Raw genomic sequence first — 15,680 nt, 5'->3', positions numbered from 1 at the left:
GCCCGTCTCAACCCTCTCGGAGGACGTCCAGCGCGTGTTGCAGGTCGGCCGGGTAGCTGCTCGAGAACTCGACCCACTCGTGCGTGGCGGGATGACGGAATCCGAGTCTCATCGCGTGCAACCACTGGCGGTGGAGGCCGAGTCGTGCGCTGAGGGTGGGATCGGCGCCGTACATCGAATCGCCGACGCAGGGGTGCCGCTGGGCCGCCATATGCACGCGGATCTGGTGAGTGCGACCGGTCTCGAGGTGGATCTCGAGAAGCGAGGCGGCACGGAACGCCTCGATCGTCTCGTAGTGGGTCACCGAGTGCTTGCCGTCGGCGGTGACCGCGAACTTCCAGGATGCGCCGGGGTGCCGACCGATCGGCGCGTCGATGGTGCCCCGCAGCGGATCCGGGTGACCCTGCACGACCGCGTGGTAGATCTTCTCGACCTCCCGGTCGTGGAACTGGCGCTTGAGCTCGGTGTACGCGCGCTCGCTGCTGGCCACCACCATGAGTCCGCTCGTGCCCGCGTCCAGGCGGTGGACGATTCCCGCGCGCTCCGCAGCGCCCGAGGTGGAGATGCGGAACCCCCCACCGGCGAGGGCGCCGAGCACGGTCGGCCCCTCCCAGCCCACCGAGGGATGAGCGGCGACGCCGACCGGCTTGTCGATCACGACCAGATCGTCATCGTGGTAGACGATGCCCAGCTCGGGCACATCCACGGGGATGATCGCGGGCGCCTGACGGTCCACCCAGCTCACCTCGAGCCAGGCTCCGGCCGCCAGCCGGTCCGATTTATCGAGAGCACGGCCGTCGGCGGTCACGCCTCCCGCCTCGATGACCTCGGCGGCAAAACTGCGCGAGAAGCCGAGGAGCTTCGCCAGCGCCGCATCGACGCGCTGCCCCGCGAGCCCGTCGGGCACGGGAAGGCTGCGCGTCTCCATCAGGGCGCTGTCGTGTCGTTCGGCGACGACGCGGAGCTCTCGAGGGCCGCCCGCTGCTGGGCACGAAGTCCGTCGAGTCCGACACCACGAATGGTCAGGATGATGAACAGCCCCATCGCGCACACGATCGCGCTGTCCGCGATGTTGAAGATGGCAGGGAAGCCGATCACCTGGATGAAGTCGACGACGTGACCCTGTCCAAAACTCGGTTCGCGGAAGAGCCGGTCGGTGAGATTGCCGAGCGTGCCCCCGAGCAGCATCCCGAACAGGATCCCCCAGCCGAAGGAGTGGATGCGGCGCGCGTAGATCACGATGAAGACCGCGACGGCTGTCGCGACGATCGAGAAGATCCAGGTCATTCCCGAGCCGAGCGAGAACGCGGCTCCCGAGTTCTTGACGAAGTGGAAGGTGAGAACCTGCCCTATCACACTCACTTGCTGGTCGGGCGCGAGCGAGCTCACGATCAGGTATTTTGCGCCCTGATCAAGCGCGTAGACGCCTAGCGCGACGATGGCCAGTACGGCGAGGACCCGACTGCTCAGGGCTCGCGTACTGGCCTTCGTCGCGGAATCAGTTGCCGGCAAAACCCGGGTAGTTCGCGGGCGGCGGGGTGACCGGCGAGGCGAAGCTCTGCACCGGTGCGGGCGCGGACCCGACCGTCGGCACCGAGGGTGCCGCGGGCGGTGCTCCGACGGGAACGGGAGCGCTGGCGGCGGCCGGGGCGTTCGTCAGAACGGCACCCGTCGCGTCGAGCTCGCGCAGCTGGCCCTCGATGTAGCCCTTGAGCTTCTGGCGGTATTCGCGCTCGAAGGTGCGCAGCTCGTCGATGCGGTGCTCGAGCGCCGAGCGCTCCTCGTCGAGTGCGTTGATCTGCGCACGCTGCTGGGCTTCCGCCTCGGCGATGACGCGAGCAGCGGTGGCGTGGCCCTCCGCGATGAGGGCGTCGCGCTTCTCGACTCCCTCGCGCACGTGCTCCTCGTGCAGACGGCGAGCGAGCTGCAGGAGGTTGTTGGTGCTGCTGGGATCCATCGAGGGGTCGATGGGCGGAGCCGTGTAGCCGTGACCCGACGCGGGCACGACGGCACCCGCCGACGGAACGGGCGCGGACGCCGCCGGGGCCGGCTCGAACGAGGACGGCACGGGTGCGGACGCGGCGAGCGGAGCAGGAGCGGCCGGCGCGGCGCCGCCGCTGCGCTGCAGTTCGGCGATGCGCGAGTCGCTCGCGATCAGGCGCTGTCGAAGCTCCTCGTTCTCCTGACCCAGTCGACGGAGCTCGACGACCACCTCGTCGAGGAAGTCATCCACCTCGTCCTGATCGTAGCCCTCACGGAACTTCGTGGGCTGGAATCGCTTGTTTACAACGTCTTCCGGAGTCAAAGCCATCGCCGTCACCTCAAAAACTTTCTCTCAGTGCGCTCTAAGGTCGTGTTCAACGCTCAGGTAACGCTAGCAACATTCGCCACATCCGAGTACACGGGTTGCAGCAATCAGAGTACAGCGCCCGGCTCAATTCATGAATCCCAAAGCGGTCACCGAAATGAGGATGATCACGAGGAGCATGAGCACGCTCCAGGAGAAGTCCAACGCCGCTCCGCCGATGCGCATCGGAGGGATGATCCGCCGCAGGAGACGCATCGGCGGATCGGTGACCGAGTACACGCCCTCGGCGAGAACGAGCCCGAATCCCCGAGGCCGGAACCCGCGGCGGAGCATCCTCATGACGTCGAGCCCGAACCGGGCGAGCAGCACGAAGAAGTAGAGCAGCAGCAACACATAGACCACGACCGCGATCGCGGCCAGCGGCCCGGGCACTGCGCGGGGCTACTGCTGGGCGAAGAACGAGGCGTCGACGTCGGAGTCGGCCTCGGCCTGATCGCCGCTCACCGCGACGTGCGCGGGTGAGAGCAGGAACACCTTGTTCGTGACGCGCTCGATCTTGCCGTAGAGGCCCTGCGAGAGTCCGCTCGCGAAGTCGACGAGACGACGAGCGTCGGGCTCGGTCATCTGCGAGAGGTTGATGATCACGGGGATGCCCTCGCGGAAGTTCTCGGCGATCACCTGAGCGTCCTTGTACTGGCGCGGGTGGACGGTGAGGATCTCGTTCATGTCACTGTGTCCAGAGGGCTTGGGGGTGGTCGTGCGACGAAGAGGAGTCACGGGCGCGCGGCCCGCCGACGGAGCAGGCTGGGCGACGGGCGCGACCGGGGCGGCGGCGGCAGCAGGAGCGGCGTCGGCCTCGTAGTCGAACTCTTCGTCCGCGAGCCCAAGGTAAACCATGGTCTTGCGCAGCGGATTTGCCATTGTGATGCCTTCCCGATTGTGAACTCACCCCGAGATTAACCGGGGGTCGGCCGGTTTCCCGTGATTGCCGTGCCGATCCGAAGGTGTGTCGCGCCCTCGAGGATCGCCGCGCGGAAGTCGCCGGACATCCCCATCGACAGTGCCGTCGCCTCCGGCGCGAGACGGCCGAGGCGGTCGGAGGCCGCACGCACCCGCACGAAATCGACGCGCGCATCCCCGCCGAGCGTCGCGACCGCCATGAGCCCTCTAAGGCGCAGCTGCGGATGCTCGAGCACGCGCTCGGCGAGCGGCTCGAGCAGCGCGGGCTGCACTCCCCCGCGGCCCGGATCGTCGGTGAGGTTCACCTGGAGGAACACGTCGATCGTCGCCTGAGTGGCGGCGAGGGCATCGACGAGGGAGTCGCGGTCGACGGAGTGGATCGCGCAGGCGTACCGCACGACCGCCTTCGCCTTGTTGGCCTGCAGCTGGCCGATGAAGTGCCAGTTGAGGTGCAGCCCGGCGAGCGCGGCGGCCTTCGCCTCCGCCTCCTGATGACGGTTCTCTCCCACATCGGTGACCCCGAGGGCGGCGAGCCGTTCGACGAGCGAGGCGGGATGGAACTTCGTGACGACGATGGTCGTGATCTCGTCGGGGCGGCGACCGGCGACGGCAGCAGCATCCGCGATCTCGCCGCGAACCCGCTCCAGCCGCCCGGCGAGCTCGTCCCCCTCGGCCGACACCGCTATTTCAGGAAGTCGGGGACGTCGAGATCGCCGTCGGGGTCATCGTCGAAGGTGCGGTCGATGGGCGCGGTCGCACCGTGCTCGGCGTCGCCCCACGCAGCGCTCACCGGGGCGTGCTCGGGAGCCTCCGCGGGAGACGCGACGGCCCCGACCGCGGCCGGCACAGCCGGAGAGGCCACATAGCTCGCGCGCCGCGTCTCGACCTTGACGGTCGGCTCGCCGCCGTCGAAGCCGGCCGCGATCACGGTGACACGCACCTCGTCGCCCAGGGTGTCGTCGATCACGGCACCGAAGATGATGTTGGCTTCCGGATGCACGGCCTCCTGAATGAGGCGCGCCGCGTCGTTGATCTCGAAGATGCCGAGGTTCGATCCGCCCTGGATGGAGATCAGGACACCGTGCGCGCCATCGATCGAGGCCTCGAGGAGAGGGGAGGCGACGGCCAGCTCGGCCGCCTTGATGGCGCGGTCGGCCCCACGCGACGACCCGATTCCCATGAGCGCCGACCCGGCGCCCTGCATGACCGACTTGACGTCGGCGAAGTCGAGGTTGATGAGTCCGGGCGTGGTGATGAGGTCGGTGATGCCCTGGACACCGGCGAGGAGAACCTGGTCGGCGGTCGAGAACGCCTCGAGCATGCTGATGCCGCGGTCGCTGATCTCGAGCAGACGGTCGTTCGGGACGACGATGAGGGTGTCGACCTCGTTCTTGAGCGCGGCGACGCCGTTCTCCGCCTGCGCCTGCCGGCGCTTGCCCTCGAAGCCGAAGGGCTTGGTCACGACACCGATCGTGAGGGCGCCGATGGACTTCGCGATGCGGGCCACCACCGGCGCGCCGCCGGTACCGGTTCCGCCGCCCTCGCCCGCGGTGACGAACACCATGTCGGCGCCGGCGAGCGCTTCCTCGATCTCCTCCGCGTGGTCCTCGGCGGCACGACGGCCGACCTCCGGGTCCGCGCCGGCGCCGAGGCCGCGGGTGATCTCGCGACCGACGTCGAGCTTGACGTCGGCATCGCTCATGAGGAGCGCCTGGGCATCCGTGTTGATGGCGATGAATTCGACGCCGCGAAGGCCGAGTTCGATCATCCGGTTGACAGCGTTGACGCCGCCACCGCCGATGCCGACCACCTTGATCACGGCGAGGTAGTTCTGGTTCGATGTCACGATTCCGGCCTCCGCTGGTAACTCTCGACTGCGCTAAACGTTCAACCTCAACCTGAGGATTAAAGTTATGCTCAGCATGTATTTCTTGTGATGACGGTAGGTGGTGCCAACGCGCACGCACGCCCGACACACCGCGCGCCGCGAAACGAGCGGGTTACGGATGTTTGCTCAGGGTGTCGGCAGCGTGCTCGTCGGGCCCGGCGTCGGTGTCGCGGTCGCTGTCGCGCCATCGCGCCTGAGCACCGGGTCGGGCCCGCACACCAGATTCGACGGCGAGGAGACGTCGATCACGGGCTGAGCGCGGCACTGCGTGAGGCGGCGCAGCATGATGAGGAGGCCGCGCGCCTTGAGGTCCGATTCGTCGGCGTTGCCCCACACCACGGTCTGGCTCGCGCCCGTGAGGGTCAGCCGCACGTCGTCGGGAGTGGTCGCCGAGACGGTGCGCACGCGCGATGAGATCGAGGTCGGCATCGACAGGATGACCTGCACCGCCGCCGCGAACGCCGGGCTCCCCGTGCCCTTGTCGCCCACGTCGATCAGCGGCAGGCCGGCCCGCGTGTCGGTCGTCGACAGCACGACCCCGGCGGCATCCACCTGATCGAACCGGTCGCCATCGGCGAGCGTCGCGATCGGCTCCCGCTCCACGATGTGGATCACCATGGTGCTGGGCGGCACGATCTCGGTGACGTAGCTGCGGATGAGGGTGAACTGCGACAGTTCGCGGCGAACCGCCGCAGGATCGATGAGGGCGAGCGGCGTGCCGAGCTGGGCCCGGACGGCGTCGCTCACCTCCGCCGCGGAGAGCTTCTTGGCGCCCTCCACCGTCACCGTGCGAAGGGCGAGCAGCGGCGAGAAGATCGCGACCGCGAGCACCGCGAGCATGACGACCACGACTCCCGCGACCGAGGCGAGTGCGATCCGGCGCCGGCGCGAGTGACGGGTGAAGCGGCGCGCCTCGGCGCGCGCGAGACGACGACTCGCGCGCTCGGCGCGACGCGACTCCGCACCGGCGCGGCGCGACTCGCGCGCCGACGAATGATCGGCGCGGCTGGAGCCACTCCCGTCGGCGGGGCCACGCCCGCCGCGCGCGCGGGGCGCCTTCGCGAGGGGCGCCTCCGCGCGGGGCGCCTCCGCGGGCGGGTGCGGACGGGGTGCTCGTCGCACCTTCCCGCTCGCCGGAGTCGCTGCCGGCCGGGCGGCTCGGTCGTGCGCGGCGGCGACCCGGTGATGCCGGTCGTAGCCCTCGGGACGCTTCACGGTCAGGGGTTCCGCGCCGGCTCGGCGTCGAGTGCAGCGAGGATCTGCGGGACGATGCGGTACACGTCCCCGCAGCTCAGCGTCATGATGATGTCGCCGGGTCGGGCGAAGGCCGCCGCGTGATCGGCCGCCTCTTGCCAGTCGGGCAGGTACTCGACTCGGCTGGGGTCGTCGAACCGCTCGGAGACGAGGGCCCCGGTCACGCCGGGGATCGGGTCCTCCCGCGCACCGTAGACATCCAGCACGACCGTGTGGTCGGCGAGCCGCTCGTAGGTGGCGGCGAAGTCGCCCGCCATCATCTGCGTGCGGCTGTAGAGATGGGGTTGGTGCACCGCGATGATGCGGCCGTCACCCACGACGCTTCGCGCGGCCGAGAGCGCGGCCGCGACCTCGGTCGGGTGGTGGGCGTAGTCGTCGTACACGCTCACGCCCCGCACGACGCCGTGCAGCTCGAAGCGTCGTTCGGTGCCACCGAAGCCCGCGATCGCGGCGAGGGAGGCGGCCGGGTCGAAGCCCAGGCCGACGAGCACGGCGAAGGCACCCGCGGCGTTGATCGCGTTGTGGCGGCCGGGCACGCGGAGGGTCGAGGAGTAATCGCGCCCCTGCCAGCTCACGACGAAGGAGACCGGGCCGTCCGCGACGATGTCGTGCACGCGCACCTCGGCGTCCTCGGACTCACCGAAGGTGACGACGCGCGTGTCGTGCAGCGCGGCCGACACCCGCCTCGCGCCGGCGTCATCGCTCGAGACGACGACGAACTCGCTCGCCTTCGACGCGAACTCCACGAAGGCGGCGTCGAAGGCCTCGTGCGACCCATAGTGGTCGAGGTGATCCGCGTCCACGTTGGTGATGAGGGCGACGGCGGTCTCGTAGAGCAGGAACGAGCCATCCGACTCGTCCGCTTCCACCACGAACAGTTCACCGTCGCCGTGCGCCGCACTGACGCCCAGGGACTGGATGACGCCGCCGTTCACGAAGCTGGGGTCGGCTCCGAGTTCGAGCAGCGCGGTGACGATCATCCCCGTCGAGGTCGTCTTGCCGTGCGCGCCGGCGACCGCGACGAGTCGGCGGCGGTTGATGAGCCAGGCGAGCGCCTGCGAGCGATGCAGGGTGGGGATGCCCAGACTCTTCGCGGCGAGGTACTCGGGATTGTCGGGCCAGAGCGCGCCCGTGTAGACGAGCGCGCTCGCGTCGAGCGGAAGATTGTCGGCCGAGTGACCGATGGCGATGTGCGCGCCGAGCTCGCGGAGCGCTTCCGTGTTGTGGTTCTCGGAGCGATCGGAACCGGTGACCCGGTGCCCGGCGGCCAGGAACAGCCGCGCGATGCCGCTCATGCCCGAGCCCCCGATTCCGACGAAGTGGAGGGAACCGAGCTCGGCGGGGAGCTCCTGGGTGAAGTCGGGCTTGATCATCTGCTCGATTTTACCGTCGGGCCCGCTCGACCAGATCGACCATGCGCGACGCGCCGTCCCGGGTGCCGACCGACAGGATGCGCTGCGCGAGGTCCGCGACCGCCGCCGGGTTGCGCAGCAGGGGCACGAGCGTCGTGCGCACCCAGCCGGGCGTGAACTCCGCATCCGCCACGAGGATGGCGCCGCCCGCCGCGACCGCGTCGGCGGCATTGAATCGCTGCTCCCCGTTGCCGACCGGGTAGGGGACGAACACCGCGGGCACACCGACCGCGGCGAGCTCGCTCACCGTGCCCGAGCCCGAGCGCGCGACGGCGAGGTCGGCCACCGCGATGGCGAGTTCCATGCGGTCGCAGTAGTTCAGCAGGTGATAGTCGGCGAGCCCCGGATCGACCAGCTCGTTCTTCGCGCCGGCGATGTGCAGCACCTGCCAGCCCGCACCGATGATGTGCGCGACCGCCTCGGAGACGGTCGCATTGATCGACCGCGCACCGGTCGATCCCCCGGTCACGAGAAGCGTCGGCTTCGCCGGGTCGAGACCGAAGAGCCTCGCGGCCTCGGCCCGCGCGGCGTGCCGGTCGAGCTCCTCGATCTCGCGGCGCAGCGGCATCCCCACCCAGGTGGCGTGCGGCAGTCGGGTCTGCCGGAAGGCCACGCCGACGAAGGGGGTGCTGCGGGCACCCCAGCGGTTCGCGATTCCGGGCTTCGCGTTCGCCTCGTGAATCACGAACGGCACGCGGAGCCGTCGAGCGGCGCGGTACGCGGGGGCGGAGGCGTAGCCGCCGAAGCCGACCACGACGTCCACCCGGTGATCGAGCAGGTAGCGCTCGGTCTGCACCACGGCCTGACGGAATCGGTTCGGAAACGTCAGCGCCGCGCGCCCCGGTCGCCGCGGGAAGGGCAGCCGCGCGATCGTCAGCAGTCGGTAGCCGCGCGCGGGCACGAGACGCGACTCCAGGCCCTCGCGGGTGCCGAGCACGAGCACGGTCGACTCCGGCTCGCGCTGCCGGATCGCATCGGCGGTCGCGAGCAGGGGGTTCACGTGGCCGGCGGTTCCCCCGCCGGCAAGAAGATAGGTGGTCACAGTTTCACCGGGGTGTGGCGGGCGTACGACAGCACGATGCCGATGCCCACGAGCGAGGCGATGAGGGATGACCCTCCCGCAGAGATCAACGGTAAGGGAACCCCGAGCACCGGGAGCAGTCCGAGAACGACCGCGATGTTGACGAACGCCTGACCGATGATCCAGATCATGATGCCGCTCGTGGAGACCCGCACGAAGGGATCGTCGGAGGCGCGGATGATGCGGATGAACGACAGGGCGAGCACCACGAACAGCACGAGCACCACGATCGCGCCGATCAGGCCCAGCTCGTCGCCGATGATCGCGAAGATGAAGTCGTTGTCGGCCTCGGGCAGCCAGCTCCATTTCACCTTCGACTCGCCGAGACCGGAGCCGAAGATGCCGCCGGAGGCGATCCCCCACCAGCCGTGGATGGTCTGCCAGCAGGTGCCGAGTTGATCCGACTTCGAGGTGCAGCCCGACAGCCAGGCGTCGATGCGGTTCGTGCGGTTCGAGCTGAACCGCGTGAACAGGAACACGACGAACCCCACGATGCCGATCGCGGCCCCGAGGATGCGCAGGCGCACCCCTCCGTAGAAGAGGCAGCCGAGCACGATCGAGAGCAGGATGAGCGCGGTTCCCAGGTCTTTGCCGAGCAGCACGAGACCGATGGCGACCGCGGCGACCGGTCCGATCGGGATGAACACGTGCTTCCAGTCGCCGAGCAGGTTCTGCTTCGCGGCGAGCACCCACCCGAGCCAGAGCGCGAGCGACAGCTTCACGAGCTCGGAGGGCTGTGCGGTGAACGAGCCGATGTGAATCCAGTTCTGGTTGCCCTGGTAGTTGATGCCGACGCCCGGGATGAACACCGCGAGCTGCAGGACCGAGGTGCCGATGAGCGCCGCCCACGCCGCCCGCTTCCAGAAGACCGCGGGCACGCGCGAGGCGACCAGCATCAGGGGAACGCCGAGGATGGCGTAGAAGCCCTGGCGCTGGAACGACGCGAAGAAGTCGCCCGTGCGCGCGCCGACCTCGACGGAGGACGAGGAGAGCACCATGACCAGGCCGAAGATCACGAGGAACAGCGTCGTGCCGAGAAGCAGGTAGAAGTTCGGGTTCTCGGCGCCGAACACGCGCTGCACCGCGACGACGGCACGGCGCGGGTGTGCGGCGGGCTGTGCGCCGGGGTTCGACGCGGGGTGCGCGGCGGGGCGTGCCTGCGGCGTTCGCAGCGGCTCAGTCGCCGGAGTTCGGGCCGTCCGACGTGCCGAGGGTCGGGTGGTGGTCATCCGCTCCCCCTCCCAGGTGGTGACGTACCGCCTCCGCGAACCGGGACCCCCGGTCGGCGTAGTCGATGAACTGGTCCATGGATGCCGCTGCCGGTGCCAGCAGCACCGCGTCCCCCGGACGGGCGACCGCTGCAGACAGCGCCACGGCCGTCGGCATCACGTCTTCAGTGTCAGGGCTGTCGACCTCGAACACGGGCACCTCGGGGGCGTGTCGTTCGAATGCGGCGCGCAGCGCGTCGCGGGCGACCCCGATCAGGATGACCGCCGCCAGTCGCCCGCGCTCCGACTCGATCACCGTCCCCACGGCGTCGGCGACACCGACGCCGACGCCGCCGAGCACCCAGACGACGCGGCGGTAGGCGCGCAGCGCGGCGGCCGCGGAGTGCACGGTCGTCGCCCTCGAGTCGTCGATCCAGAGCACACCCTCCGCGTCGGCCACGACGGCGGAACTGTGGTCGTGCAGGCGGAAGCTGAGGATCGCCTCGCGGACCACCCGCGGCTCGGCCCCCGTCGACCGCGCGAGGGCCGCGGCGGCGAGCACGTTCGCGACCGTGTGCGCGGCCCCCAACCCCACGGAGGCGAGCTCCATGCGGGTGCTCAACTCGAGGGCCGTCGTCGCGCGTTCGGTGAGGAAGGCGCGATCGCAGAGAATTCCGTCCACGACCCCGAAGTCGCTGGGTCCGGGTGCGCCGAGTCCGAAGCCGATCGCCCGGCAGCCCTCGATGACCTCGGCGTCCTCCACCATCGCGAGGGTGGCGTCGTCGGCCGTGTTGTAGATCGCGACCGTGCGGGTGTTGGCGTAGACGCGGCCGAGGGAGGTGCGGAGGTCATCCATCGTCTCGTGCCAGCCGTCGAGGTGGTCGGCGACTCCGAGGCAGACGCTCGACCACGGCGACAGGGTGCCCTCGGGGGTGCGCCCGAGCCAGTGCAGCTCACGACTGCTGAGCTCGACCACGAGCACGTCGAATCCGGCCGGGTACCGCACCGCGTCGAGGATCGGAATGCCCTCGGCGCCGACGAGCGCGACCCGGCGCGAGGCCGCCTCGAGGAGGTGGGTGGTGAGTTGCGCGGTGGTCGACTTGCCGCTGCTGCCGGTCACGGCGAGCCACTCGGCGGCGGGGTCCACCTTGTCGCGCACGCGCCACGCGAGCTCGACGTCGCTCCACACCGCGACGCCTCCCTCCTCGGCCCACCGGTGCAGCGGATGCCCGGGCTCCAGCCGGGGCGAGGTGACGAGCACCTCCCACCCGCCGTCGTGCAGCAGCGCGGGTGCGTCGCCCAGCGCGCCCTCCCGATACTCCGCACCGATCACCTCGAGGAGCCGGCGCTGCTCGACGCTCGCGGCGTCGTCGACCACCACAACGGTCGCGCCGAGTTCGACGAGCGTGTCGGCCGCTGAGAACCCCCGCGCGTCCGTGCCCACGACCACCACGCGAAGCCCGGTCCACTCGGCCGACCAGCTGGTCAGGTGCTGCAGACGGTCCACCGTTAGCGGCTCACCCATTCGAAGTAGAACAGGCCGACGCCCACGGCGACGAACATGCCCGAGATGAGCCAGAACCGCACGACGACCGTGATCTCGGCCCAGCCCTTCAACTCGAAGTGGTGATGCAGCGGACTCATCAAGAAGATCCGCTTGCCGTGGGTGATCTTGAAGTACGCCCGCTGCACGATCACCGAGCCGGTCACGACGAGGAAGAGGCCGCCGATGAGCACGAGCAGCAGTTCGGTGCGGCTCATGATCGCGAGACCCGCGAGCGCACCGCCGAGGCCGAGCGATCCGGTGTCGCCCATGAAGATCTGGGCGGGCGAGGTGTTCCACCACAGGAAGCCGATGAGGCTGCCCGCGATCGCCGCCGCGACGACGGCGAGGTCGAGGGGATCGCGCACGTGATAGCACTTGCCGAGATTCTCGGTGAGGAGTTTGGCGCTGTAGCAGGACTGGTTCCACTGCCAGAAGCCGATGAAGATGTACGACGACACCGCGAAGATCGTGGATCCGGTCGCGAGCCCGTCGAGACCGTCGGCGACGTTGACGCCGTTCGAGGCGCTCACGACGATGATCGTCGACCAGATCGCGAACAGGATGCCGCCCGCGACGATGCCGAAGGTGAGGAAATTGAGCCACGGCACATCGCGCACCCACGAGATGGCGGTGGAGGCCGGCGTTAGCCCGTTCTCATCCGGGAAGTTGAGCGCGATGACGGCGAACACCGAGGCGACGATCACCTGTCCGGCGACTTTCGCCCAGCCGCCGAGCCCGAGGCTGCGCTGGTTGCGGGTCTTCAGGTAGTCGTCGATGAATCCCACGAGGCCAAGACCCAGCATGAGACACAGCACGAGCACGCCCACGAGCCGGGGCGGCTCCTCGGCGATCAGGTGGCCTGCCACGTAGGCGAGCACCGATCCCGAGATGAAGACGATCCCGCCCATGGTCGGGGTGCCCCGCTTGGAGTGGTGGCTCTGCGGACCGTCGTCGCGGATGAACTGGCCCCAGCTCAGCCGCTTGAACAGGCGGATGAACACCGGCGTCATGAACAGCGTGTAGAAGAGTCCGAATCCCCCCGCGACCAGGAGCGCGATCACGCGGTGACCCCGCCGAGCCGGTCGCCCAGGAATCGGAGTTCGGCGGATTTGGACGACTTCACGAGGACGATGTCCCCCTCGCGCAGCTCTTCACGAAGCAAATCGTATGCCTCATCGGGGGTCGCGACGAGCACCGACTCCCCGTCCCACGAGCCCTCGAGGCTCGCCGCCATGTGGATGTGCCGCGCGCCGTCGCCGACCACGATGAGTTTCTGCACCCCGAGACGCACGGCGAGCCGTCCGATGCGGTCGTGCTCCTCCCGCGAGTACTCCCCCAACTCGGCCATCTCACCGAGAACGGCGACCGACCGCGTGCCCGGGCCCTGCAACTGGGCGAGGGTCTTGAGGGCGGCGGCCATGGAGTCGGGACTCGCGTTGTAGGCGTCGTTGATCACGATGACTCCGTCGCCCGGGTGCAACAGCTCCATCCGCCAGCGCTCCGCGCGCGGCACGGCCTCGATGGCGCTGATCGCCCGATCGAGATCGACCCCCAGCTCGTCGGCGACGCTGAGGGCGGCGAGGGCGTTCATGACGTGGTGTTCCCCGAGGATGCGCAGGCGCACGGGACGTCGCTGCTCGCCCGCGATCAGGGTGAACGCGGTGCCGCTCGCCGTGGCCACGATGTCTTCTGCCGAGAGCTCGGCCGAGGAGTCCAGGCCGAACCAGCGCACTCTCGCGGCCGTCACCTCCTGCATGGCAGCGACGCGCGGGTCATCGACGTTGAGCACGGCGACGCCCGTCTCCGGGAGTTCCGCGACGATCTCGCTCTTGGCGCGCTGCACCGCGTCGATTCCCCCGAACTCGCCGACGTGCGCGAGGCCGACCTTCAGCACGACCGAGATGTCGGGCTTCGCGATCCGCACCAGGCGCTGGATCTCCCCCGCCCCGCTCGCGCCCATCTCGACGATGAGGAAGCGCGTGTCCTGGGTGATGCCGAGCATCGAGACCGGCGCACCGACGTGGTTGTTGAACGAGCCCTGGGGCGCGACGGTCGGGCCCTCCGCCGAGAGAATCGCGCGGAGCAGGTTCTTGGTCGTCGTCTTGCCGTTGGAGCCGGTGATGCCGACGACCGAGAGGTGTCCGGATGCCCGCACGCGCGTCACCACGGCCGCCGCCAGCGCGCCCAGCGCAGCCACGCCATCCTCGACCACGATCTCGGCGCAGCCCACGTCGACGGGCCGCTCCGCGATGACGAGCACGGCACCCGCTGCCTCGGCGGCCTGCGCGTAGAGCGCGCCGTCGGTCTCCGCGCCCGGGAGCGCGAAGAAGATCGAGCCGTCCTCGACGAGCCGGGAGTCGGTGTGCACCGAGCCGTGGACGATCGCGGTGTCGGGGTAGCGCGCTGACCGGAGTCGACCGCCGGTGATGGCGGCGATCTCGGCGAGCGTGAGCGGGATCACTCCCAGCCCGCTTCGCGGAGCGCGGCGCGAGCCTCGTCACGGGCCGAGTACGGGGTGCGTACACCCTCGATGTCGCGATAGTCCTGGTGCCCCGGGCCCGCCCAGAGGATCGAGTCCCCCTCCCCCGCGAGCGAGACGGCGAACCGGATCGCCTGCTCGGGCGGCGACACCTCGTAGGTGTCGGGTTGGTGCTCCGCGAGCTTCGCACCCTCGAGAAGCGTCGCGCGAATCGACGCCGCGTTCTCGAACCGCGGGTGGTGATCGGTGATCACGAGGATGTCCGACCCCTCGGCGGCGACGCGGGCCATCTCGTGGCGCTTGGTGGCGTCGCGATCGCCGTCGGCCCCGAAGACCATGATCGTCTTGCCCGTCGTGAACTTGCGCACGGCGGCCAGGGTGTTGAGGAAGGCGTCGGGGCTGTGGCCGAAGTCGACGTAGAGCGAGGGCCCGTGCTCCCCCGAGACCCTCTCGGTGCGGCCCGGAAGGTAGGCGACGATCCCGCCCTGCTCGTCGAGGGCGTGCCCGATCGCCTCGAGCTCGAATCCCGCTTCGACGAGCATGACGATCGCGAGAGCGGCATTGGCCGCCATGTGCCAGCCGATGAGCGGCACGCGAGTGGTGAGCGAGCGTCCCTCCGGGCCGTGCAGGATGAACTCGGTGTACGCGGCCTTCTCGTCGATGATCTCGACCATCCACTCGGCCTCGACGCCGGCGGTCGCGGAGATCGTCGTGACGGGGATCCGGGACTGATCGACGACCCGTTCGCCCCAGGCGGTGTCGAGAGAGACGACACCGCGACGGGCACGGTCGGGATCGAAGAGCGGCAGCTTCGCCTGGAAGTACTCCTCCATGTCGGCGTAGTCGTCGAGGTGGTCGTGGCTGAGGTTGGTGAAGGCGACGACATCGAACATGATGCCGTCCACCCGGTTGTGGCTCAGGGCCTGAGCGCTGACCTCGATCGCCACGGCGCGCACATTGCTCTCGCGCATGCGGGCCAGGAGCGCGTGCATCTCGCTCGCCTCCGGCGTGGTGAGGCGGGAGACGACGGTGAGGTCGCCGATGTGGCGCTCGGCGGTCGAGCTGAGGCCGGTCACGAGGCCCAGCTGCCGGAGGATGGCCTCGAGCAGATACGAGGTCGACGTCTTGCCGTTGGTGCCCGTCGTACCGAAAAGGAGAGGCGGATGCTCGCGCGTGCGGTACACCCACGCGGAAATCTCGCCGAGCGCCTCTCGCGGCGAGCCCACGAGCACGATCGGCAGGCCGACGTCGCCCGCGATCTCGAGACCGGCGGGGTCGGTGAGGAGAGCGACGGCTCCGCCGTCTCTGGCCTGCGCGGCGTAGCTCGCGCCGTGCGACTTCGCGCCCTGCAGGCCGACGTAGAGGTCGCCGGGGTGGAGGTCCGCGGTGCTGAGGGTGACTCCGGTGACTTCGACGCCGTCGAGCGAACCGACGGTGTCGAGTCCGAACTCGGCGACGAGTCCGGCAAGGGATCTGGCCGAGGGATGCTCCGGTCGAAGGACCGGGGGGATCCGAGCGGTCACGCGAACCTCTTTCTTTCAGGT

Annotated in this window: 15 protein-coding genes; all 15 read right to left on the bottom strand. The window is 69.5% G+C overall.

The genetic code is table 11. The features are described 5' to 3' along the window. Positions 1–7: 7 nt before the first annotated feature. The 15 genes from G3T37_RS01465 to G3T37_RS01395 all read right to left on the bottom strand — a co-directional run bounded on the left by G3T37_RS01465 (position 8) and on the right by G3T37_RS01395 (position 15,659). Complete coding sequence (locus G3T37_RS01465) at positions 8–928, bottom strand: RluA family pseudouridine synthase (RefSeq protein WP_163471702.1); 921 nt, start codon at positions 926–928, stop codon at positions 8–10. Next, complete coding sequence (gene lspA, locus G3T37_RS01460) at positions 928–1,512, bottom strand: signal peptidase II (protein ID WP_241732059.1); 585 nt, start codon at positions 1,510–1,512, stop codon at positions 928–930. The genes G3T37_RS01465 and lspA overlap by 1 nt, the downstream gene beginning before the upstream one ends. After that, complete coding sequence (locus G3T37_RS01455; RefSeq protein WP_163471701.1) at positions 1,499–2,311, bottom strand: DivIVA domain-containing protein; 813 nt, start codon at positions 2,309–2,311, stop codon at positions 1,499–1,501. The genes lspA and G3T37_RS01455 overlap by 14 nt, the downstream gene beginning before the upstream one ends. Before the next feature lie 123 nt (positions 2,312–2,434). After that, positions 2,435–2,740, bottom strand: coding sequence for a YggT family protein (locus tag G3T37_RS01450; RefSeq protein WP_338401144.1), 306 nt, complete (start codon positions 2,738–2,740; stop codon positions 2,435–2,437). Between the two features lie 9 nt (positions 2,741–2,749). Then, a complete protein-coding gene (locus tag G3T37_RS01445; protein ID WP_163471700.1) occupies positions 2,750–3,229 on the bottom strand; it encodes a cell division protein SepF in 480 nt (159 codons plus the stop codon). Between the two features lie 35 nt (positions 3,230–3,264). Beyond that, positions 3,265–3,948, bottom strand: coding sequence for a YggS family pyridoxal phosphate-dependent enzyme (locus G3T37_RS01440; protein ID WP_338401143.1), 684 nt, complete (start codon positions 3,946–3,948; stop codon positions 3,265–3,267). 2 nt (positions 3,949–3,950) lie between these two features. Then, entirely contained in the window at positions 3,951–5,114 is a 1,164-nt protein-coding gene (gene ftsZ, locus G3T37_RS01435; protein ID WP_163471699.1) for a cell division protein FtsZ, read from the bottom strand. A 168-nt stretch (positions 5,115–5,282) separates the two neighbouring features. Beyond that, positions 5,283–6,371, bottom strand: a complete 1,089-nt coding sequence (locus G3T37_RS01430) for an FtsQ-type POTRA domain-containing protein (protein ID WP_163471698.1) — start codon at positions 6,369–6,371, stop codon at positions 5,283–5,285. 2 nt (positions 6,372–6,373) lie between these two features. After that, positions 6,374–7,783: a UDP-N-acetylmuramate--L-alanine ligase gene (gene murC / locus G3T37_RS01425; protein WP_163471697.1), complete on the bottom strand. Its 1,410-nt coding sequence runs from the start codon at positions 7,781–7,783 to the stop codon at positions 6,374–6,376. Positions 7,784–7,793: 10 nt separating this feature from the next. Further along, positions 7,794–8,864 carry a glycosyltransferase gene (locus G3T37_RS01420; protein ID WP_163471696.1) on the bottom strand — a complete coding sequence of 357 codons (1,071 nt, stop codon included), beginning with the start codon at positions 8,862–8,864 and terminating at the stop codon, positions 7,794–7,796. Then, on the bottom strand, positions 8,861–10,132 hold the full coding sequence (gene ftsW, locus G3T37_RS01415) for a putative lipid II flippase FtsW (protein ID WP_163471695.1): 1,272 nt from the start codon (positions 10,130–10,132) through the stop codon (positions 8,861–8,863). Before ftsW ends, G3T37_RS01420 begins: the two co-directional genes overlap by 4 nt. Next, on the bottom strand, positions 10,080–11,636 hold the full coding sequence (gene murD / locus G3T37_RS01410; RefSeq protein ID WP_163471694.1) for a UDP-N-acetylmuramoyl-L-alanine--D-glutamate ligase: 1,557 nt from the start codon (positions 11,634–11,636) through the stop codon (positions 10,080–10,082). The genes ftsW and murD overlap by 53 nt, the downstream gene beginning before the upstream one ends. Beyond that, positions 11,621–12,718 (bottom strand): phospho-N-acetylmuramoyl-pentapeptide-transferase, encoded by a 1,098-nt coding sequence (gene mraY, locus G3T37_RS01405; RefSeq protein ID WP_163471693.1) that lies wholly within the window; start codon positions 12,716–12,718, stop codon positions 11,621–11,623. The genes murD and mraY overlap by 16 nt, the downstream gene beginning before the upstream one ends. Further along, entirely contained in the window at positions 12,715–14,118 is a 1,404-nt protein-coding gene (locus tag G3T37_RS01400) for a UDP-N-acetylmuramoyl-tripeptide--D-alanyl-D-alanine ligase (protein WP_163471692.1), read from the bottom strand. Before G3T37_RS01400 ends, mraY begins: the two co-directional genes overlap by 4 nt. Then, positions 14,115–15,659, bottom strand: coding sequence for a UDP-N-acetylmuramyl-tripeptide synthetase (locus G3T37_RS01395; protein WP_163471691.1), 1,545 nt, complete (start codon positions 15,657–15,659; stop codon positions 14,115–14,117). Before G3T37_RS01395 ends, G3T37_RS01400 begins: the two co-directional genes overlap by 4 nt. Positions 15,660–15,680 lie beyond the last annotated feature (21 nt).

The organism is Galbitalea soli (assembly GCF_010686725.1).
In the GTDB taxonomy this organism is placed as follows: domain Bacteria; phylum Actinomycetota; class Actinomycetes; order Actinomycetales; family Microbacteriaceae; genus Galbitalea; species Galbitalea soli.
The sequence above is the reverse complement of the archived record's forward strand: the minus strand, read 5'-3'. Positions and strand labels throughout refer to the sequence as shown.